The 18,776-nt window shown below is 70.4% G+C and carries 20 protein-coding genes; 12 read left to right on the forward strand and 8 right to left on the reverse strand.

What is annotated here, in order from left to right; all coding sequences use genetic code 11:
• Window position 1 precedes the first annotated feature (1 nt).
• Window positions 2–1,012, forward strand: a complete 1,011-nt coding sequence (locus IF64_RS0109865; RefSeq protein WP_030531743.1) for a 2Fe-2S iron-sulfur cluster-binding protein — start codon at window positions 2–4, stop codon at window positions 1,010–1,012.
• Between the two features lie 345 nt (window positions 1,013–1,357).
• Window positions 1,358–1,873 (forward strand): hypothetical protein, encoded by a 516-nt coding sequence (locus tag IF64_RS0109875; RefSeq protein WP_030531744.1) that lies wholly within the window; start codon window positions 1,358–1,360, stop codon window positions 1,871–1,873.
• Here the strand turns inward: IF64_RS0109875 and IF64_RS0109880 are convergent.
• On the reverse strand, window positions 1,870–2,322 hold the full coding sequence (locus IF64_RS0109880; RefSeq protein ID WP_030531745.1) for an anthrone oxygenase family protein: 453 nt from the start codon (window positions 2,320–2,322) through the stop codon (window positions 1,870–1,872). The genes IF64_RS0109875 and IF64_RS0109880 overlap by 4 nt on opposite strands.
• Before the next feature lie 127 nt (window positions 2,323–2,449).
• Here IF64_RS0109880 and IF64_RS0109885 point away from each other — a divergent pair, with 127 nt between their 5' ends.
• Entirely contained in the window at window positions 2,450–3,010 is a 561-nt protein-coding gene (locus IF64_RS0109885; RefSeq protein WP_030531746.1) for a TetR/AcrR family transcriptional regulator, read from the forward strand.
• 43 nt (window positions 3,011–3,053) lie between these two features.
• Here IF64_RS0109885 and IF64_RS0109890 read toward each other — a convergent pair whose 3' ends face one another.
• Entirely contained in the window at window positions 3,054–3,509 is a 456-nt protein-coding gene (locus IF64_RS0109890; RefSeq protein ID WP_048808614.1) for an NUDIX domain-containing protein, read from the reverse strand.
• A gap of 53 nt (window positions 3,510–3,562) precedes the next feature.
• Window positions 3,563–4,237, reverse strand: a complete 675-nt coding sequence (gene trhA, locus IF64_RS0109895) for a PAQR family membrane homeostasis protein TrhA (RefSeq protein WP_036876110.1) — start codon at window positions 4,235–4,237, stop codon at window positions 3,563–3,565.
• Window positions 4,238–4,356: 119 nt separating this feature from the next.
• Between trhA and IF64_RS0109900 the strand changes: the two genes are divergently transcribed.
• Both IF64_RS0109900 and phoH2 read left to right on the forward strand, forming a co-directional pair.
• On the forward strand, window positions 4,357–5,136 hold the full coding sequence (locus IF64_RS0109900; protein ID WP_030531749.1) for an isoprenyl transferase: 780 nt from the start codon (window positions 4,357–4,359) through the stop codon (window positions 5,134–5,136).
• 547 nt (window positions 5,137–5,683) lie between these two features.
• Window positions 5,684–7,078, forward strand: coding sequence for an RNA 5'-3' helicase PhoH2 (gene phoH2 / locus IF64_RS0109905; protein WP_030531750.1), 1,395 nt, complete (start codon window positions 5,684–5,686; stop codon window positions 7,076–7,078).
• A 126-nt stretch (window positions 7,079–7,204) separates the two neighbouring features.
• Here the strand turns inward: phoH2 and guaB1 are convergent, their stop codons facing one another.
• Entirely contained in the window at window positions 7,205–8,653 is a 1,449-nt protein-coding gene (guaB1, locus tag IF64_RS0109910) for a GMP reductase (protein WP_030531751.1), read from the reverse strand.
• A gap of 49 nt (window positions 8,654–8,702) precedes the next feature.
• Window positions 8,703–9,665 carry a helix-turn-helix transcriptional regulator gene (locus IF64_RS0109915; RefSeq protein WP_030531752.1) on the reverse strand — a complete coding sequence of 321 codons (963 nt, stop codon included), beginning with the start codon at window positions 9,663–9,665 and terminating at the stop codon, window positions 8,703–8,705.
• Between the two features lie 62 nt (window positions 9,666–9,727).
• Here IF64_RS0109915 and IF64_RS0109920 point away from each other — a divergent pair, with 62 nt between their 5' ends.
• From IF64_RS0109920 to IF64_RS0109935, 4 genes are all read left to right on the forward strand, one after another.
• Window positions 9,728–10,282 (forward strand): DinB family protein, encoded by a 555-nt coding sequence (locus tag IF64_RS0109920; protein WP_030531753.1) that lies wholly within the window; start codon window positions 9,728–9,730, stop codon window positions 10,280–10,282.
• Window positions 10,279–10,719, forward strand: a complete 441-nt coding sequence (locus IF64_RS0109925) for a VOC family protein (RefSeq protein WP_030531754.1) — start codon at window positions 10,279–10,281, stop codon at window positions 10,717–10,719. The genes IF64_RS0109920 and IF64_RS0109925 overlap by 4 nt, the downstream gene beginning before the upstream one ends.
• A 214-nt stretch (window positions 10,720–10,933) precedes the next feature.
• Complete coding sequence (locus IF64_RS0109930) at window positions 10,934–11,932, forward strand: acetamidase/formamidase family protein (protein ID WP_030531755.1); 999 nt, start codon at window positions 10,934–10,936, stop codon at window positions 11,930–11,932.
• A gap of 69 nt (window positions 11,933–12,001) precedes the next feature.
• Window positions 12,002–12,763 carry an SDR family NAD(P)-dependent oxidoreductase gene (locus IF64_RS0109935; RefSeq protein WP_030531756.1) on the forward strand — a complete coding sequence of 254 codons (762 nt, stop codon included), beginning with the start codon at window positions 12,002–12,004 and terminating at the stop codon, window positions 12,761–12,763.
• Window positions 12,764–12,797: 34 nt separating this feature from the next.
• On the opposite strand, the gene IF64_RS0109940 is transcribed toward IF64_RS0109935, so the two are convergent.
• Window positions 12,798–14,273 carry an ATP-dependent DNA ligase gene (locus IF64_RS0109940; RefSeq protein WP_246134905.1) on the reverse strand — a complete coding sequence of 492 codons (1,476 nt, stop codon included), beginning with the start codon at window positions 14,271–14,273 and terminating at the stop codon, window positions 12,798–12,800.
• Window positions 14,174–15,283 carry a DMT family transporter gene (locus tag IF64_RS26525; RefSeq protein ID WP_246134774.1) on the reverse strand — a complete coding sequence of 370 codons (1,110 nt, stop codon included), beginning with the start codon at window positions 15,281–15,283 and terminating at the stop codon, window positions 14,174–14,176. Before IF64_RS26525 ends, IF64_RS0109940 begins: the two co-directional genes overlap by 100 nt.
• A 102-nt stretch (window positions 15,284–15,385) precedes the next feature.
• Between IF64_RS26525 and IF64_RS0109950 the strand changes: the two genes are divergently transcribed.
• The gene (locus IF64_RS0109950; RefSeq protein WP_030531759.1) at window positions 15,386–15,964 is read left to right on the forward strand and encodes a TetR/AcrR family transcriptional regulator; all 579 of its coding nucleotides are present in this window, start codon (window positions 15,386–15,388) and stop codon (window positions 15,962–15,964) included.
• A 65-nt stretch (window positions 15,965–16,029) separates the two neighbouring features.
• On the opposite strand, the gene IF64_RS0109955 is transcribed toward IF64_RS0109950, so the two are convergent.
• Window positions 16,030–16,776, reverse strand: a complete 747-nt coding sequence (locus IF64_RS0109955) for a TetR/AcrR family transcriptional regulator (RefSeq protein WP_030531760.1) — start codon at window positions 16,774–16,776, stop codon at window positions 16,030–16,032.
• A 95-nt stretch (window positions 16,777–16,871) separates the two neighbouring features.
• Between IF64_RS0109955 and IF64_RS0109960 the strand changes: the two genes are divergently transcribed.
• Window positions 16,872–17,903 carry a daunorubicin resistance protein DrrA family ABC transporter ATP-binding protein gene (locus IF64_RS0109960; protein ID WP_030531761.1) on the forward strand — a complete coding sequence of 344 codons (1,032 nt, stop codon included), beginning with the start codon at window positions 16,872–16,874 and terminating at the stop codon, window positions 17,901–17,903.
• On the forward strand, window positions 17,900–18,760 hold the full coding sequence (locus IF64_RS0109965) for an ABC transporter permease (RefSeq protein ID WP_246134773.1): 861 nt from the start codon (window positions 17,900–17,902) through the stop codon (window positions 18,758–18,760). The genes IF64_RS0109960 and IF64_RS0109965 overlap by 4 nt, the downstream gene beginning before the upstream one ends.
• Window positions 18,761–18,776: the final 16 nt, after the last annotated feature.

The following is an 18,776-nucleotide window of genomic DNA, read 5'->3' on the forward strand; positions in this document are numbered from 1 at the left end:
CGTGACGTTCGCGGTCACCGTCGGCGGGCGCAGCGTCGAGTGTGCCGGTGATCAGGCGTTGCTCGACGCGTGCCTGCGGGCGGGCGTGTGGATGCCCAACTCGTGCAACCAGGGCACGTGCGGCACCTGCAAACTGCACGTGGTCTCGGGCGAGGTCGACCACGGCGACTCCCCGGAGGAGACGCTCACCGCGGACGAACGTGCCGCGGGGATGACGCTGGCCTGTCAGGCGCGGCCGCGGGGCGACGTCGAACTGCGGCCGCAGGGTTCGGCCGCGGCGAAGGCGGTGAACCCGTTGCGCGACCTGACCGCCACGGTCCTCGAGGTGAGCGACATCGCGCGGGACACACGGCGGATCGTGCTCGGACTCGACGAGCCGTTGGCCTTCGACGCGGGGCAGTACGTCGAGCTCACCGTGCCCGGTTCGGGCGTGCGCAGGCAGTACTCGCTGGCCAACACGGCCGACGAGGACAAGGCACTGGAACTGCACGTCAAGCTGGTTCCGGGTGGTGCGGCGACGGAAGGGTGGCTGTTCTCGGGGCTCGCCGCGGGCGAGGCGGTCGAGGTGTCGGGGCCACTCGGCGATTTCCGCCTGCCGGACGAGGCGGACGACGTCGGGGCACCGATGGTGCTGATCGGCGGAGGCACCGGTCTCGCGCCGCTGATCGGTATCGCGCGAACGGCGCTGCGCCGACACCCGGATCGGGACGTGGTGCTGTACCACGGGGTTCGCGGTGAGTCCGAACTGTACGACCTGGCTCGTCTGTCCGATCTGGAGCGAGATTACGCGAACTTCCGGTTCGTGCCGGTGCTGTCGCACGAGCCGGCGGACGGATATCGCGAGGGGTTCCCGACCGACGCGTTCGTCGAGGACATCCCGAGCGCCCGCGGATGGTCCGGCTGGCTGTGCGGACCGCCCGCGATGGTCGAGGCGGGTGTGAAGGCGTTCAAACGACGTCGCATGGCTCCGCGGAACATCCACCGGGAGAAGTTCACGCCCGCCGACGCGTAGCCGGTGTCGGGCACTCGTCGTGTCGGGATCAGCGAGTGCTGCGGAAGTTGTCCGCGGAGACCTGGATGGAGTTGCCGTCGGCGAAGTCGACGGCAACTCCATCGGGCTCCCACCGGACGTGCTGGACCCGTGGTTCGGAGTCCCCGAACTGCACTTCGACCGGGTAGTAGTACGTGTCCGCGTCGGGGCCGGAACATGCCGGAACCTGCTGCGGTCACGCCGGTGATCGTTCCACGGCAGCCGGTCGGCGGCCCCCGGGGTCGCGGGCGCCCGCGACCAGCGGGCGGCGCGACGTTCCCGGGGAAGTGGTGCACGGTCGTGGGGTCTTCGTGCCAAGATCCGGGCATGCGCACGCGTGCCGACAAGAACCATCCGTCCCCGGTACTCACCGGTGAGCAGGTTCGCGCCATCCTCATCGAGCGCAACGCCGAGCTGGGCGGCGCAGGCGGTGCGCTCGGCGGCCAGGCGGGCGGCGGGCCCGCGGGGCGTCGTGGTGGTGCTTCCGGCGGTCGCATGGGCGGACGGCTGGGCGCACGGCTGTTCACGCGCCTCACCGGCCTGACCAGTGCGCTCGCGGTGCCGTGCCGCGACGATGCGGTCGCGCGGGTGCGTGAGGTGCTCCGGCCGCTGCCGTACCCGTACGCATCCGCGTTGCCGGAATCGACGTCACCGCGCGTGCTCGGCGGGCTGGTCGGCGCGGGCGCCTTCGGCATGAACACGGCGGTGGTACAGGTCGTCTGGTACCCGGGCAGGGCCGAGGTCACGGCGCACGCCCTCGAAGGGATCGTCGATCAGCGTACGGCCGCGGGTGCCATCACCACGCTCGACGACGCACTCGCCCCGTTCCGCCGCATCGGTTAACGCCCGGTCGCGGCGACCACGACGAGCACGAACGCCGCGGTGAGCACGGCGACCCTGACGTGGTGCAGGCGGTCCCATCTGCGGTGTTGTTCCCGCCAGTCGGGTGGGTAGTTCTCGGCCGTCCACGTCCTCGACCTGTTGTTGATCGGGACGAGCAACGTCACCGACATGACGACGCTCGCGGCCAGGAGCACGACGGCGGCTGCGGCCACCACGGACGAGGTCGATCCCCAGGTGGCGACGCAGAGCGCGGCGGTCGAGAGCAGCGCTCCGACGTACCAGAACGGCATGGTGCGACCCAGCAGGCGGCCGCTGTCGGCGCGCGCCGCGAGCGCTGCGTCCGGGGGCAGGCGCAGCAGGACCGGATTGACGACGACCGCGACGGCGAGTTCGACCCCGACCATCAGGCCGACGACGGTCGCGGTCACCACGGCGAGTGTCGGAGTCACGGCAACCCCTTCGGTGAGCCTCTGCCTGGGTCGAGTTCCGCCTCAGTCGAGCTCGATCGGTTAGCAGTGCTAGGAAATCTAGCACTGCTAGACTAGGCCTGCCCGTCGTCCACCGCAAGGAGGGCCGATGCCCGACAGCGTGACCCGGCGCCGTCGCGCCGACGAACGGCGACGCCAGATCCTGGACGCCGCACGTGCGAGGGCCGACGCCGAAGGGTGGGCGGCGGTCACGACGCGACACCTGGCCGACTCGATCGGCTACTCCCAGCCGGTGCTCTACGGCCACTTTCCCGGCGGTAAGGCCGAGATCATGCGTGCGGTCGCGTTGGAGGGGTTCACCGAGCTGGCCGAGCTCTGTCACGCCGCCGTGGGGCGCAGGACGGGCAGGTCCGCGGTCGAGGCGGCGGCTATGGCATACCTGGACTTCGCCGCGGAGCACCCTGCGCTGTACGAGGCGATGTTCCAGCTGCCCATCGACGCGCGGTTCGCCCGCGACGACGCCGAGGCCGAGCTGCGTGCCGGCTTCTCCGCGCTCGCCGACGTCATCGGCGACGACGGGGACGGCACCGCCACCGAGGTGCTGTGGGGTGCGCTCCACGGCATGAGCCTGCTCGAGCGGGCGGGAAGGCTGCGCGACGGGCAGCGCCGCGAGCGGGTCGCCGATCTGGCCGCCCGCTTCTGCCCGTGACGGTCCACGGCCGACACCGGCGCCGCCGGTGTCGGCCGGCTTCTCAACCGGCCCCGGCCGGTGCGGTTCTGCTCAGCCGGTAGGACACACCGTCGCTCGCCGCGTCGTCGGCGAGGAACTCGAGTGCCTGGCGGGTCGCCGGAAACAGCGCCTCGGGGACCTCGGATGCGGGAAACCATTGCCAGGTGCGGAAAACGTGCGGTTCGAGCACCTGCGGCTCGCCGCGCGTGGCATCCGCGACAGCCACCGCTGTGGCCGTGACGTCCTCGCCGGGAGCCAACACGAGGCCGACGACCTCGGCCGATTTGGCGGTCAGGCCCGTCTCCTCGGCCAGTTCGCGCACGGCCGCCTGCTCGAAGCTCTCGCCGGGATCGACGGCGCCGCCTGGCAGGCACCACACGACCGGCTCACCGTGCTTGGCGCGCAGTCCGAGCAGCACGCGCCGCTGCTCGTCCCGTACGACGACGCCGACTCCGACCGTGCCGTTCCCGCTCGCCATGCGCGCAGGCTACCGCGCCCGATCACGGGCGGGCCGCCGCGGACGAGTCGCGATCAGTACAGGACGAGCCAGATCGCGATGTAGTGGCAGATCGCCGCCAGCACCGTGCAGGCGTGGAAGAACTCGTGGTAGCCGAACGTGCGTGGCCAGAAGTTCGGCCACCGCGTGGCGTAGAAGATCGAACCGACGGTGTAGAGCGCGCCGCCGACCAGAAGCAGCACCAGCGCGGCGACACCGCCGTTGACGGCGAGCTCGGGCAGGACGAACACCGCGACCCAGCCGAGCGCCACGTAGATCGGCACCCCGAGCCATCGGGGCGCCTTCGGCCACAGCATCTTCAGTGCCACGCCTGCCACCGCCCCCGTCCACACCACGGTGAGGACGACGTACCCGGTGGGTTGCGACATCGCCAGCAACGTGAACGGGGTGTAGGTCCCCGCGATGAACAGGAAGATCATCGAGTGGTCGGCGCGCTTCATCCACTGGTAGCCGCGAGGGCTCCAGATGTGGCGGTGGTACAGCGCGCTCACGCCAAACAGACCGAGCACCGTGGCGCCGTAGACCGACGTCGCCAGTGCGGCGAGGCCGGACACGGTCGACGCGGCGAGCGCGATCAGCGTTGCGCCCGCGGCGACGGCCCCGAAGAAGCTCCAGAAATGGAGGTGGCCGCGGAGCCGTGGGCGGTCTTCGACGGACTTCGACGGACGCGGTTCGGTCAGGGTGCTCACCCTTTCAAGGTTACGGATCCGTAGGTGGCGTCTGCATCCTCGAGCAGTGAACGTCACGTGGCGGCCCCGCCACCCGATCCACGTACGCCGTGATCCGGGCAGGCGTACGCTGCCTGGACGTGAGTCTTCGGTCGTTCGCCTCCAAGGTCGTGTACCGCCTCTACTCGTGGCGGCTGCAGCAGCAGTCCGCGGGGAAGCATCCCCGCCACATCGGCATCATTCTCGACGGTAACCGCAGGTGGGCCCGTGAAGCGGGCTTCACCGACGTCAACGGTGGTCACCGCGTCGGCGCCAAGCGCATCGAGAACTTCCTGACGTGGTGCAGGGAGGCGGGCGTCGAGGTCGTCACGCTGTTCCTGCTCTCCACCGACAACGTCCGCAACCGTGCGAACGAAGAGGTGCAGGCGCTGCTGCAGATCATCCCGGACGTGGTCGACGAGCTGGCCGCGCCGGGCAATCCGTGGCGGCTGTCGATCGTCGGCTCGCAGGAGATGTTGCCCGCGGAGGTCGCGACCAGGCTCACCGCGGCGGCTCAGCGCACCGACGGCAGGAAGGGCATGGTCGTCAACGTCGCGGTCGGCTACGGGGGACGGCAGGAGATCGCGGACGCCGTCCGCAAGCTGCTCCGCCAGCACGCCGACGAGGGCACGTCCATCCGGGAGCTCGCCAAGATTCTGGATGTCGACCATATCTCCGAACATTTGTATACTTCGGGGCAGCCGGACCCGGATCTCATCATTCGGACGTCCGGAGAACAGCGCTTGTCCGGTTTTCTGCTGTGGCAATCGGCGCACTCCGAATTCTGGTTCACCGAGGCTTATTGGCCGGCATTTCGCCGGGTCGACTTCCTGCGCGCGTTGCGGGACTACGCGGTGCGGAATCGACGATACGGAGGCTGACCGGGCGAGGGGCGGACCGTCGGTCGATGACGCGCCGATTGTGGGTCTTGACCTGCGTCGATGGTGAGTGCTAGGCGGCTGTGGATCACCGCCGAGGGGCATGGATCTTGTCCTCGCGAGGCCGGAACTGGTATAGCGCGATCGCGTTCGTAATGGCGACGAAACCGTTGGGCTTTCCCGGTGAAGAAAACGACGTCAAGTCCCGGTCCCGGTGACTTTCGGTATCGATCACCGGGTCTCGATGTCCCCGCACCGGCGTTCACATGACAAATCGGTGAATCACCTGCCTGGCTGCCTGCATTCGACGGCGTGCGGCGGTAGCTTCGCGGGTGACGGACCACGAACCGATGTGGTTCGTCACGGGAGGCCCTGGTCGTGGCAGTGGAACAGCGAACGGCGAAGCCGTTCAAGCGCACGAGGGGGCCGGCACCGGGCCCTCGTGGGCGCGTGACCTGACGTTCCGGCGTCGGATCAGCGACCAGCCAGGGCAGTGCCCGGCCCAGCGAAGTGCGGGCGTGGTGCCAACGCCCCTGAGGGAGATGCCGTCGTGACTGCGCAGCGTTTGCCCCGAGATGCCTCCGGCCCCGCTACGACCGGCGCCCCGGGTTTCGAACCCGACGCCGCAGGATCCCCAGGTCAGCCCAGGACTTTCGTACTCGACACGTCCGTGTTGCTGTCCGACCCGTGGGCGATGACCAGATTCGCCGAACACCCGGTGGTCCTGCCGATCGTGGTGATCAACGAGCTGGAAGGTAAGCGGCACCACCCCGAGCTGGGCTGGTTCGCGCGGGAAGCCCTCCGGCTGCTCGACGACCTGCGCCGTACCCACGGGCGCCTCGACGCGCCCGTGCCGATCGGTGACGCGGGCGGAACGATCCACGTCGAGCTCAACCACTCGGATCCGACGGTCCTGCCGCCCGGGTTCCGCACCGAGGCCAACGACCACCGCATCCTGGCGTGCTCGCTGAACCTGGCGAAGGAGCGCGAAGGCGCGGTCACGCTGGTCACCAAGGACATTCCGTTGCGGGTCAAGGCCGGTGCGGTCGGCCTGACCGCCGACGAGTACCGCGCCGAGGAGGTCACGCCGTCCGGGTGGACCGGCACGGCCGACCTCGACGTGCCGCAGGAGGCCATCGACGAGATGTTCTCCTCCGGTTCGGCCGACCTGTCCGACTTCGGCGTGCCGGACGCGGCCGAACTGCCGTGCCACACGGGTCTGCGACTGCTCGCGGGCACGACCAGTGCGCTGGGCCGCGTGACGCAGGACAAGCAGGTCAAGCTCGTCCGCGGCGACCGCGAGGCCTTCGGCCTGCACGGGCGTTCGGCCGAACAGCGCATCGCGCTCGACCTGTTGCTCGACCAGGAGGTCGGCATCGTCTCGCTCGGCGGCAGGGCGGGCACCGGTAAGTCGGCGCTGGCGCTGTGCGCGGGACTCGAAGCGGTGCTGGAACGCGGGATGCACCGCAAGGTCGTCGTGTTCCGCCCGGTCTACGCGGTCGGCGGGCAGGATCTCGGCTACCTGCCGGGGTCCGAGAACGAGAAGATGCAGCCCTGGGCGCAGGCGGTGTTCGACACGCTCGGCGCGCTGGTGAGTCAGGAGGTCGTCGACGAGGTCCTCGACCGCGGCATGCTCGAGGTGCTGCCGTTGACCCACATCCGCGGCCGGTCGCTGCACGACTCGTTCGTGATCGTCGACGAGGCGCAGTCCCTCGAGCGCAACGTGCTGCTCACGGTGCTGTCCCGCCTCGGTGCGGCCTCGCGGGTGGTGCTCACCCACGACGTCGCGCAGCGGGACAACCTGCGCGTCGGTAGGCACGACGGGGTCTCGGCGGTGATCGAGAAGCTCAAGGGGCATCCGCTGTTCGCCCACGTCACGCTGACGCGCTCGGAGCGTTCCCCGATCGCCGCCCTGGTGACCGAGATGCTGGAGTACCACGGCTGACCCCGGCTTTACGGCTCCCGAGGGCCCCATGGTTGCACTCAACGCAACTAATCTTCCCTTCGCGTGGAACGACCCGCGAAGGGAAGAAAAGTTGCACTCAACGCGACCATGGGGCCCTCGGGTGCATTACCAGCCCGTGGGCAGGGGGCGTCCCTCGGCGAAACCGGCCGCGGACTGGACACCGACGACGGCGCGCTCGTGGAACTGCTCCAGTGTCGTCGCGCCCGCGTAGGTGCACGCCGACCGCACACCCGCGGTGATCGAGTCGATGAGGTCCTCGACGCCGGGCCGTGTCGGGTCGAGGGCCATCCGCGACGACGAGATGCCCTCCTCGAACAGGCTCTTGCGCGCCCGCTCGTACCCGTTGTCGGTGCGGGTACGGGCGCTGACCGCGCGCTTCGAGGCCATGCCGAAGGACTCCTTGTACGGGCGGCCCTGCTCGTCGTAGCGCAGATCGCCTGGCGACTCGTAGGTGCCCGCGAACCACGAACCGACCATCGCCGCCGACGCGCCGGCGGCCAGTGCCAGGGCCACGTCGCGCGGGTGCCGCACGCCGCCGTCGGCCCACACGTGCTTGCCCAGCGCCCTCGCTGCCTCGGCGCACTCGCGCACGGCGGAGAACTGCGGACGGCCGACACCGGTGGCCATCCGGGTCGTGCACATCGCACCGGGGCCCACTCCCACCTTCACGACGTCGGCGCCCGCGTCGATGAGGTCCCGCGTGCCCTGGGCGGTCACCACGTTGCCGGCCACGACCGGCACGCCGGAATCGGTCGGGAGCACCGAACGGACGGCCTTCAGCGCACTGAGCATCTTCTCCTGGTGGCCGTGCGCGGTGTCGACGACGAGCACGTCGACACCGGCCTTCACCAGCGCCTCGGCCTTCGCCGCGACGTCGCCGTTCACACCGATCGCCGCGGCGATGCGCAGCTGCCCTTCGGCGTCGGTCGCGGGCCGGTAGATGCCCGCGCGCAGCGCAGCGACCTGTGTGAGCACGCCGGTGAGCCGGCCGTCGGCGTCGACGCCCAGCGCCAGCCTGCCGCCGTGTTCCTGCAACTTCTCGAACACCTCACGCGGCGGGGTGTCCATGGGGCAGGTCAGCACGTTCGGCTCGAGGATCTCGCCGAGGCGTGCGAACCGGTCGACCCCGGTGCACGCCTGTTCGTCGACGATGCCGACCGGCTTGCCGTCCGCGTCGACCACGGCGACCGCGTGGTGGGCACGCTTGCCGACCAGGTTCAGGGCGTCGGCCACCGCGTCGCCGGGCGTGAGCACCAGCGGGGTGTCCCACACCGTGTCCCTGCTCTTCACCCATGCGGTGATGTCGGCGACGGCCGTGGGGTCGACGTCCTGCGGCAGGACCACCAGGCCGCCGCGCCGGGCGACCGTTTCGGCCATGCGGCGACCGGCGACCGCGGTCATGTTGGCGACGACGAGGGGGATCGACGTTCCCGTGCCGTCGACCGTCGAGAGGTCGACGTCGAAGCGGGACTCGACCGCCGACCGGCTCGGCGCCAGGAAGACGTCGTCGTAGGTCAGGTCGTGAGCGGGCCTGTGGCCATCGAGAAACTGCACGAGACTTCAGCGTACTGGACGAGCCGGGAGAAAGCGGGTGCCGCACTCGTCAGGCGCGTTCGCGAGCCATGGCCGACAGTCTGCCTGCCAGGCGTTCGGCGGCCTCGCGCAGCTCGGGAGGGTCGAGGATCTCGCAGTCGAACGGCAGGCGGGCGATGTGCAGGGCGACCCAGTCCAGGTCGTCGCCACCCGAGACCAGCAGGCACCGTCCGGGCGATTCGGGCGTGAGCTGGGCGGCCTGCGGCGGCACGTGTTCGGCCACCCGGTCGACGTCGGCGTGGACGAGCACCCGTGCGACGTGCCGGTACGGCGACGACGTGACCGACCGCTGGACGAACGCAACCGGATCCGGGTGCTCCCGCGGCCGGAACCGCCACGTGGTCGCTTCGACGTCGCGCATCCGGTCGAGCCGGAAGGTGCGCCAGTCCTGCCTGTCGACGTCCCACGCCATGAGGTACCAGCGCCGGCTCGTGGCCACCATGCGGACGGGTTCGACGGTGCGGGCGCGCTCCTGGCCGCGCATCGTGGTGTAGCCGAACCGGGCGCGGACGCTGTCCCGGCAGGCTCTCGCGATGGTCAGCAGGACGTCTGCGTCGACCTGGGTGCCCGGAGCGACGAGCGTGTCGGTGGCGGCGTGCACGGCGCGCACCTCGCTGCGCAGCCGGGGCGGCATCACCTGGTCGAGCTTGGCCAGCACCCGCACCGCTGCCTCGCCGGTGCCTGCGACGGTGCCGCCGGAGGCCACGCGCAGCGACACCGCGGTGGCGATGGCCTCGCCGTCGTCGAGCAGCAGCGGCGGCAGGCGGGTGCCCGCGCCGAGCTGGTAGCCGCCTCCGACGCCCGCCGTGGCGTGCACCGGGTAGCCCAGGGTGCGCAGCCGTTCGACGTCGCGGCGCACGCTGCGCTGCGTGACGCCCAGCTCCTCCGCCAGCTGCGAGGCCGTCCACGTCGGCCTGCGTTGCAGCAGTTCCAGCAGCCGCAGCACCCGCTGGGTCGTCGCCTCGACGGTCATGGGTCCGATCGTGGCACAGAATGCGGACCGAATCTGTCCGCATTCACTGTCAGAGTGCTCGTATGACCGACAACGCGCTCCTGCTCGACCAGATCACCTGGCACTGGGACAACCAGGCCCGCACACGGTTGGAGGGACTCACCGACGACGAATACCTCTGGGAACCGGCGCCCGGCGCCTGGAACGTGCGCCCGCGTGGCACGAGTACCGCGCCCATCCAGGGCGGCTCGGGTGCGATGACGATCGACTTCGCCGTCCCCACACCCGATCCGCCGCCGGTGACGACGATCGCGTGGCGACTGGGACACGTGATCGTCGGCGTGCTGGCGATGCGCAACGCCGCCCACTTCGGACGTTCCGCCACCGACTACAACGCGTTCGAGTACGCCGCGACGGCCGGCGAGGCGCTCGCCCAGCTCGACGCCGAGTACGCCACCCGGATTGCGGGCGTCGAGGCGTTGGGCGAGGACGGGCTCGCGCGCCCGTGCGGTCCGGCCGAGGGCGAGTTCGCCGACAGTTCGATGGCCCGCCTCGTCCTGCACATCCACCGCGAGCTCATCCACCACCTCGCCGAGGTCGCCCTGCTGCGCGACCTGTACCTCCGGAGAACCGCATGACCGCCCGAACCCTGCAGATCACGATCGACGCCGCCGATCCCGAAGCGCTCGGCACGTTCTGGGCCGAGGTGCTCGGCTACCGGCAGATGGACCCGCCCGGCGGTCATGCCACCTGGGACGAGGCACTCGCCGCGATGGGTGTTCCGGAGGAGCGGTGGAACGACGCCAACGCGATCGTCGATCCCGAGGGCCACGGCCCGCGAATCTTCCTGCAACGTGTCGACGACGCGAAGACGGCCAAGAACCGCCTGCACATCGACGTCCGTGCCGCCGAAGGGCTCGAGGGCGACGCGCGGATGGACGCGCTGGAGGCCGAGGCGGCGCGGCTCGTGACGCTCGGCGCGAAGCGACTCGAACGGTTCGAGCCGGCACCGCCGCTGGGTGCGGGATGGATCGTCATGGCGGATCCGGAGGACAACGAGTTCTGCCTCGACTGAGGGCGACGGTCGGCGACGTGGTCCACGGATCCACCCGGAAGCGGGCTCCGTGTGGACCCGCTGCGCAGCAGGGACGCTCGGGGCGTGACAGCGGCGTTGCCGGCTGGTTTCCGCTCGTCGCTCGCCGCGCTCGACGTCTGGCCTCGGCGCGGGTTGTGCGTTAGGAAGGCAGACGGAACCCGCGCGGAAGGGCGGTTCGACCGAAGGAGGCCTCGTGGACGTCGTCGACTACACCCCGACCCCGGAGCAGTACGCGTGGACGTTCGGGGGTGTCGCACCGTCGCACCGGATCAAGCCGGGAACGCTTCTGCGACTGTGGACCGACGACGCCTTCTGCGGCCGCCTGCGCGACGTCACTGACCTGCCCAGCGCGTCGCTGAACATGCCGTACGTCAACCCGCAGACCGGACCGTTCCATGTGGAGGGTGCCGAGCCGGGGGACACGCTGGCACTGCACATCGTCGACCTCACGCCCGCACGCGGGTGGGGCGCCTCCACGACGATCCCCCTGTTCGGTGGTCTCACGGGTACGGACCGCACGGCGCTGCTGCAGGACCCGCTGCCCGAGCAGACGTGGATCTACGAGGTCAACAGCGACCGTGGCACGGTGGAGTTCGCCGCGCAGTCGACGGACCTGACACTCGAACTGCCGATCGCCCCGATGCTCGGCACGGTCGGCGTGGCACCCGCGGCGGGGGAGGCGCGGTCGTCGCTCGTGCCCGACGTCTTCGGCGGAAACATGGACACTCCGGAGATGAAACCCGGCGTGACGTGCTACCTCGGGGTCAATGTGGACGGAGCGCTGTTCTCCGTCGGTGACGGGCACTACCGCCAGGGCGAGGGCGAATCCTGCGGTACGGCCGTGGAAGGCGCCATGCACGTGACCCTGCTGGTCGACCTGATCAAGGGCGGTGGTCCGGCGTGGCCGCGCATCGAATCGGACGAGTACCTCACCGTCATCGGCTCGAGCAGACCGCTCGAGGACGCGTGGCGGGCGAGCCAGGTGGACATGATCCGCTGGCTCGGCGAGCTGTACGGCCTCGACGCCATGGACGGCTACCAACTCGTCACGCAGATCAGCGAGTCGCCGCTGGCGAACGTGTGCGACGCCAACTACAGCGCCGCCACGAAACTCCCCAAGACTCTGCTGCCCGCCGCAGACCCCTACGACGCCATGCACCGCAGCCTGCGGGAGCAGGCCGCGGCACTGTGACTTTCGGTGGCACTGTGATTCCGATGGTGCTGTGAGGCCCGGACACACCGACGATACGGAGGAGAACGCATGGACCTGGGACTCGAAGGGCTGAAGGCGCTCGTCACCGGTGGCACCAAGGGAATCGGCGGCGCGATCGTGCGCACGTTGGCCGGCGAGGGCGCATCGGTGTCGCTGTGTGCCCGCACGGAGTCCGATGTGGACGCCGCGGTCGCGGAGCTGCGGGGCAAGGGATGCACCGTCACCGGCGGCGCGGTGGACGTGGCCGACGCCGACAGCATCACCCGGTGGGTCACCTCGAGCGCGGAGGAACTCGGCGGGGTCGACATCGTGGTGGCCAACGTCAGCGCGCTCGCCATCCCGGACAGCGAGGAGAACTGGAACACCAGCTTCCAGGTCGACCTGATGCACACGGTGCGGACCGTCAACGCCGCCATGCCGCATCTCGAGCGCAGCAGCGCCGGCTCGATCGTCACGATCTCGAGTGTGTCCGGCCGCGAGGTCGACTTCGCCGCCGGTCCGTACGGCACGTTCAAGGCGGCGATCGTCCACTACACGCAGGGCCTGGCCCACCAGCTGGCCGGCAAGCCGATCAGGGCGAACAGCGTTTCTCCCGGCAACACGTACTTTCCGGGCGGCATCTGGGCGAGCAACGAGGAGAACAACCCCGAGTTCTTCGAACACGCGTTGTCGCTGAACCCGACCGGCCGCATGGGCACACCGCAGGAGGTCGCCAACGCCGTGGCGTTCCTGGCCAGCCCCGCGGCGAGCTTCATCACCGGCACCAACCTCGTCGTCGACGGCGCGCTCACCCGCGGCGTGCAGCTCTGACGTCGCGGGTCCGGGGTGCGGGTCGGGTGACCGGTCAGCCGCGGAGCATGGCGCGGACGGCGTCGATGGTGTCGGCCTCGCCGGCCTCCTTGTCGGGGCGGTAGCGCACGACGCGGGCGAAGCGCAGCGCCACGCCGCCGGGGTAGCGCGTGCTCGTCTGCACCCCGTCGAGTTCGATCTCGACGACGAGTTCCGGACGCAGATAGACGGTCCAGTCGTCGCGAGACCGTTGCAGCTCGGGGAAGTGCTCGGTCTGCCAGGCGAGCAGTTCGTCGGTGAGGCCCTTGAACGTCTTGCCCACCATGATCGGTTCGCCGCCGTCCGGGTCGCGGGCGCCCAGGTGCAGATTGGACAGATAACCGGTGCGCCTGCCATGTCCCCATTCCGCGGCGAGGACGGCGAGGTCCAGCGTGTGGGAGGGCTTCACCTTCAGCCACGCGCGCCCGCGCCTTCCCGCGGCGTAGGGCGAATCGGGGTCCTTGACCATCACGCCTTCGTGTCCTGCCGCCAGCGCCGCGTCGAGCAGCGTCGCCGGATCGTCGGGGGCAACCTCGCCGGGGATCACGTGCTCCCCGGCGACCTCGTGCAGCGCAGCGCGGCGCTCCCGCAGCGGTGCATCCAGCAGGTCGTTGCCGTCCACGTGCAGGCAGTCGAAGAAGTACGGGCGCAGGAGGAGCTCGCGGACCTGCTCGTCGGCGGTGCTGCCGAAGCGGCCCATCGTCTCCTGGAACGGCCGCGGCCGCCCGTCGTCGGTGAGCGCCAACGTCTCGCCGTCGAGGACCACGCGCTCGCACGGCAGGGATCGGACGAGGTCGGCGAGTTCGCCCACCGAGCGGGTGATCTCCCGCAGCGTCCTGGTGTACACGCGCACCTCGTCGCCGTCGCGGTGGACCTGGATGCGGGCACCGTCCATCTTGTACTCGACGATCGGTTCGCCGAGCCGGGTGACGGCGTCGTCGAGCGACTCGGCCGGTGAGGCGAGCATGGGACGCACGGGCCTGCCGACCTCGAGGCGGAACCGTTCGAGCGCGTCCGTCCCGCCGGAGGCTGCTGCCGAGGCCGTCACCGCGAGGTCGCCCGAGAGCATCACCGCACGCCGCACCAGGTCTGCGGGTGCCTCCGTGGCCGCTGCGATCGCCTCGATCATCACGCCTTCGAGTGCACCCTGGCGCAGCTCGCCGGTGAGGAGCCGGACGAGGAAGTCCTGTTCCTCGGTCGTGGCGCGGGCCAGCAGGTCGTGCAGTAGCCGGGTGCGCCGGGACGTCGAGCCGCTTCCGCTGGTCGAGGCGATCTCGCCGAGCGTCCGGTCGACCTCGGCGACCGTCAGCGAGGCCGACGGCGCGGGCGCGCGACGGAGCTGGGCCAGGGTGCGCCAGCCGACCCCGATGCGGCCCTGGGTTGGCCTGCCGGTCAGGAACGCGACGGCGGCGGAGAGTTCGTCGGCGGGTGCGTCTCCGAGGAGCCGCGAGAGCGCCGCGGTCTTGGCGTTGCGCGACCGCGTCGCGGCCAACTCGGCCGAGGTGTCGACGACGTCGTGGAGCTGCATGCCGACATCATCGCGCGCGAGCCGGTCCCCGCGCTTGCCGTCGCGTCCCCGGCAGGGGCCTCCGTCGTGGTCTGCGATGGGGCCTGCGGTGCGGTCTGGGCCGCGGCTGTGCGAGGCGGGCGCAGGGCCAGTGGTACCGCGGCGAAGCAGACGAGCAGGCCGGCCAGACCCGTCACGGTCACCGGCTCCCCGAACATCACCAGTGCCGCGACCATCGTGGTGGGCGGGGTCAGGTACAGCAGGGTGGACACTCGGGTCACCGATCCGCGGCGGACGTTGAGCCAGTAGAACCCGTAGCCGCCGAACGTCGACAGCACCACGAGCCACGCGATGACCGGCCAGAAGCCGGCGGCCGTGGGCAGGGCGGTCGATCCTGTCGCGGCCGCGATGCCGGCGAAGCAGACCGTCGACGTGGCCGACTGGATCAGCAGTGACTCACCGAGGGGCAGCGTCGAGGGGAGCTTGCGTTCGGCGAACGTGCCCGCGACGAGGCTGAGCATCGCCAGTAGGGGCAGTGCGTACGCCAGTGGCGTCGCTCCGCCGCCGAGATCGCCCGACACGACCAGTGCCACCCCACCGAGGCCGATCGCCAGCCCGAGCCACTGCCGCGGCGTGGTGTGCTGCCCGAGCAGCGGCCCCGACAGGGCCGCGGCGACCAGCGGCTGGAGCGCGGCGATCAGCGCCGACGTGCCCGCCGGTACGCCGAGCTCGGCGGCGAACACCACCCCCGAGAGGTAGCCGGCCTGCGACAACAACCCGAGCACCGCGTGCACGCCGAGGTCCCGAACGGTGATCCGGGTGCGCCGCACGAGTAGCCACCACAGCGCGAGCAGACCGGTGACCACGAGGAACCGCCAGAACAGCAGCGTCGTGCTGCCGGTGATCTCGGTGCCCATGGTCGCGCCGACGAAGCCGGAACTCCACATCAGCACGAACCCCGCTGCGAGTCCGACGTCGGTTCCCGTCACACGCACGAACGCCTCCCAAGTAAACAGACCGGTATATCTACCTGTACTAGACAGATCGGTATACCGTCAATCGGAGAAGTCGGAGACAGGATGGAGTAGGGTTGGCTCATGACGGAGCAGGTGACGTTGACGCCGGCGGCGGAGCGGGTGCTCGAGGTCGTGGAGAAGTTGTTCTACGACAACGGGATCCACGCCGTGGGGGTGGACATGATCGCCGCGGAGGCGGGTGTCACGAAGAAGACGCTCTACGACCGGTTCGGGTCGAAGGACGCCATCGTGCGGCTGTATCTGCAGCGCAGGGACGCCCGCTGGCGCGAGCACGTCACCGCGGTCGTCGAGCGGCCCGGGCGGTTGGGCCCGAAGCGCCGCATCCTGCTGATGTTCGACGCGCTCGAGTCGTGGATGGCCGCGGAGAACCCCCGCGGTTGCGCGTTCGTCAACGCGCTGGCCGAACTGCCCGACCCGGCGCACCCCGCACGCGAGGCCATCGACGACGAGAAACGGTGGGTGCTGGACTACTTCCGCACGCTCGTGCGCGACGCGGGGGTGCGGAACCCGCACAAGCTCGCCGCGTCGCTGTTCCTGCTCTACGACGGCGCGATCGTGTCCGCCTCCTACGGTGTGCTGCCCGACGCGGTCTCCCACGCCAGGGACGCCGCCGCCCAGCTGCTCGACAGTGCCCTGTGACCACTGCCCTGTGACCACGGGGCACCCCGAAGACTGGCGCCGTGACGACGCGGGTCGGTGCGGATTCAGCCGAGGCGGGCCTGCACGCCGTCGAGGATGACCTCGAGGCCGAACGCGAAGATGTGCTCGGGATTGGCCGGAGCCTGGAACTCCTGGCCGACCGTGCTGCCGACGCGGTCGGAGACCGGCAGGTGTTCGTCGCCCATCACCTGCTCCAGCACGGGCGCCACGGTGTGCCACCATTCGGCGTCGGACATCCCGGAGCGGTTGGCCCTGACGTGTTGCACGTGGGTTCGCGCGTTGTCGGCGACGTGGCCGAGGATGAGGGTCAGCACGCTGTCGATCTCCACATCGGACAGTCCGATGCCGTCCAGTGGGCGCAACTCCGTCTCGTACTTGCGCATGACACCGGGGCCCAGGTCCGGGCGCGGTGATCGCACCTCGAGCAGCCACGGGTGCCGGGTGTAGAGCTCCCAGTTCCTGCGGGCCACGAACCGCATCGCCTCGCGCCAGTCGCCCGCCCGTGCCGCTTCGTCCAGGTCGGCGTACATCTCGGCGTAGACGGAGTCGGTCATGAGTGTTGTCAGGTCGTCCTTGCCGGGCACATAGCCGTACAGCGACATCGCTCCCACGCCGAGGTGTTCGGCAACCTTGCGCATCGAGACCGCCTCGAGTCCGTGCGCGTCGGCCAGTTCGATGCCGGCATCGACGATCGCGGGCACGGTGAGGCCGGAACGGCCCGGCTTGGGGTGGTGGCCCCAGAGCAGATAGATGCTGCGGGCCAGGTCGGCGACGGGGGTCCCTCGTGCCACGTGCGGTTCCTTCCCATGGCGTTTGCGCTTGGCCGAACGCTACCGTACGGTGTTACGTACGCCGTACGGTAAAGCGTACGGAACGGGAGGAGATCATGTCAGCGACGACCACGAGCGGTGCGTACGCCATCGACTGCACCGGCGTGCGGAAGACCTACCGCGGCAGCGGGGAGCCCGCCCTCGACGGCTTCACGCTGGCCGTGCCGCGGGGCTCGGTGCACGGACTGCTGGGCCACAACGGTGCGGGCAAGACGACGGCGGTCAGGGTGATGAGCACACTGACGCGGTGCGAAGAGGGATCGGTGCGCGTCGCGGGCCACGACGTCGGCGCCGATCCGTCGCGGGTGCGCCGCAGGATCGGTCTGGTGGGCCAGTACGCGGCCCTCGACGAGGACCTGACCGGCAGGCAGAACCTGGTGTTGTTCGGCAGGCTCGCCCGGCTGCGGCGCGCGGCCGCGGAGGCCAGGGCGGGTGAACTGCTCGACCGCTTCGGTCTTGTAGGCGCGGCCGACCGGCGCATCGCGACCTACTCGGGTGGCATGCGCAGGCGGCTGGACCTCGCGGTTGCGCTGATCGTCGCTCCTGAGGTGTTGTTCGTCGACGAACCGACCACCGGCCTCGATCCCGCCGCCCGGCGTGAGGTGTGGGAGGCCGTCCGCGGCCTGGCCGAGGCGGGGACGACCGTGCTGCTCACCACGCAGTACCTCGACGAGGCCGACCGGCTCGCCGACCGCATCTCCCTGATGGCCCACGGCCGCGTCGTCGCCGACGGGACACCGGACGAGCTCAAGGCACGCATCGGCGACGACGTCATCGACCTGGCGGTGTCGGATGCCGGCGACCTCGATCGGCTCGTCGAGCTGGCGGCACCGTGGTCGAGCGGCGACGTGCACGTCACCGGGACGACGGTGAGCGTTCCGGTGCTCGACCGTGCCGACGCGCTGCTCGGTATCGCCGCGGCCGCGTCGCGAGACGGCATCGCACTCGGCGACCTCGCGGTGCGCACGCCGACGTTGGACGACGCGTTCCTGGAACTGACGGGTGCGGCCGTGGAGGGCTCGCACGACGACGGGGATCGGACCGGTGCGCAGACCCGGGAAACGGTGGGAAAGGAGGTGTCGGCATGACCGTGCACGTGATGGACAGGGGCACGCGGCCGGAGGGATGGGTGGCCGGCATCGGTGACGTGCTGACGATGACGGCGCGCGAGTTGCAGCACTGGCGCAACCGGCCGGGTGTCGTCGTGTTCGGGTGGCTGTTTCCCGTGTTGATGCTGGCCATGTTCGTGGGCCTGCTCGGCGGCGCGCTCGGCATGTCCACCGGCGGCTCCTATGTGGACTACCTGATGCCGGGCGTGCTGGCGATGACGATGTTCTTCGGTCTCGAATCGACGATGACGGCGGTGTCGCTCGACGCCTCGCGCGGGGTGACCGAGCGGCTCCGGTCGCTGCCGATGTCGGGAGCCTCCGTCCTGGCTGGACGGTGTGTCGTCGACGTGCTCAACTCGCTCGTGGGGCTGGCGATCGTCGTCGCCGCGGGACTGGCCTTCGGCTGGCGGCCCGATGCGGGCGTCGGCGCGTGGTGCGGCGCGCTCGGGCTGCTGGTGTTGCTCCGCGTGGCGGTCCTGTGGATCGGAGCGTTCATCGGCCTGCGCGTGCGCAACCAGGAGTCGGTGAGTGCGGTGCAGGTGGCGGTGTGGCCGGTGCTGTTCCTGTCCGGGGTGTTCGTCGACACGTCGACGATGCCGGCGTGGCTCGGTGCGGTCGCCGAGGCCAATCCGCTCACCGCGACCGTCGTCGCGGTGCGGGAGCTGCTCGGTTCCGGCGTGGCAGCGACGGGAGCGTCGGATGCCGGAGCTTCGGGTGCCGGAGCGGCGTCGTGGGTGGTCGAACTCGCACCGTGGCCGGCACTCGGCTGGCCGGTGTTGCTGATCGCGGTGTTCCTGCCACTGTCGGCCCGCACGTGGCGCAGCCTCGGCGGCTGAGGGTCGCGCGCACTGT

The sequence above is a fragment of the Prauserella rugosa genome (assembly GCF_000719975.1).
GTDB lineage: Bacteria > Actinomycetota > Actinomycetes > Mycobacteriales > Pseudonocardiaceae > Prauserella > Prauserella rugosa.

What these genes read in the sequence shown, in the direction of transcription:
- IF64_RS0109890 (WP_048808614.1), bottom strand. Translation starts at nt 3,509, where the DNA reads ATGGCGAGCGGGAACGGCACGGTCGGAGTCGGCGTCGTCGTACGGGAC.
- IF64_RS0109965 (WP_246134773.1), top strand. Translation starts at nt 17,900, where the DNA reads ATGACCGTGCACGTGATGGACAGGGGCACGCGGCCGGAGGGATGGGTG.
- IF64_RS0109925 (WP_030531754.1), top strand. Translation starts at nt 10,279, where the DNA reads ATGACCGCCCGAACCCTGCAGATCACGATCGACGCCGCCGATCCCGAA.
- IF64_RS0109950 (WP_030531759.1), top strand. Translation starts at nt 15,386, where the DNA reads ATGACGGAGCAGGTGACGTTGACGCCGGCGGCGGAGCGGGTGCTCGAG.
- IF64_RS0109875 (WP_030531744.1), top strand. Translation starts at nt 1,358, where the DNA reads ATGCGCACGCGTGCCGACAAGAACCATCCGTCCCCGGTACTCACCGGT.
- IF64_RS0109920 (WP_030531753.1), top strand. Translation starts at nt 9,728, where the DNA reads ATGACCGACAACGCGCTCCTGCTCGACCAGATCACCTGGCACTGGGAC.
- IF64_RS0109885 (WP_030531746.1), top strand. Translation starts at nt 2,450, where the DNA reads ATGCCCGACAGCGTGACCCGGCGCCGTCGCGCCGACGAACGGCGACGC.
- IF64_RS0109960 (WP_030531761.1), top strand. Translation starts at nt 16,872, where the DNA reads ATGTCAGCGACGACCACGAGCGGTGCGTACGCCATCGACTGCACCGGC.
- IF64_RS0109915 (WP_030531752.1), bottom strand. Translation starts at nt 9,665, where the DNA reads ATGACCGTCGAGGCGACGACCCAGCGGGTGCTGCGGCTGCTGGAACTG.
- IF64_RS0109935 (WP_030531756.1), top strand. Translation starts at nt 12,002, where the DNA reads ATGGACCTGGGACTCGAAGGGCTGAAGGCGCTCGTCACCGGTGGCACC.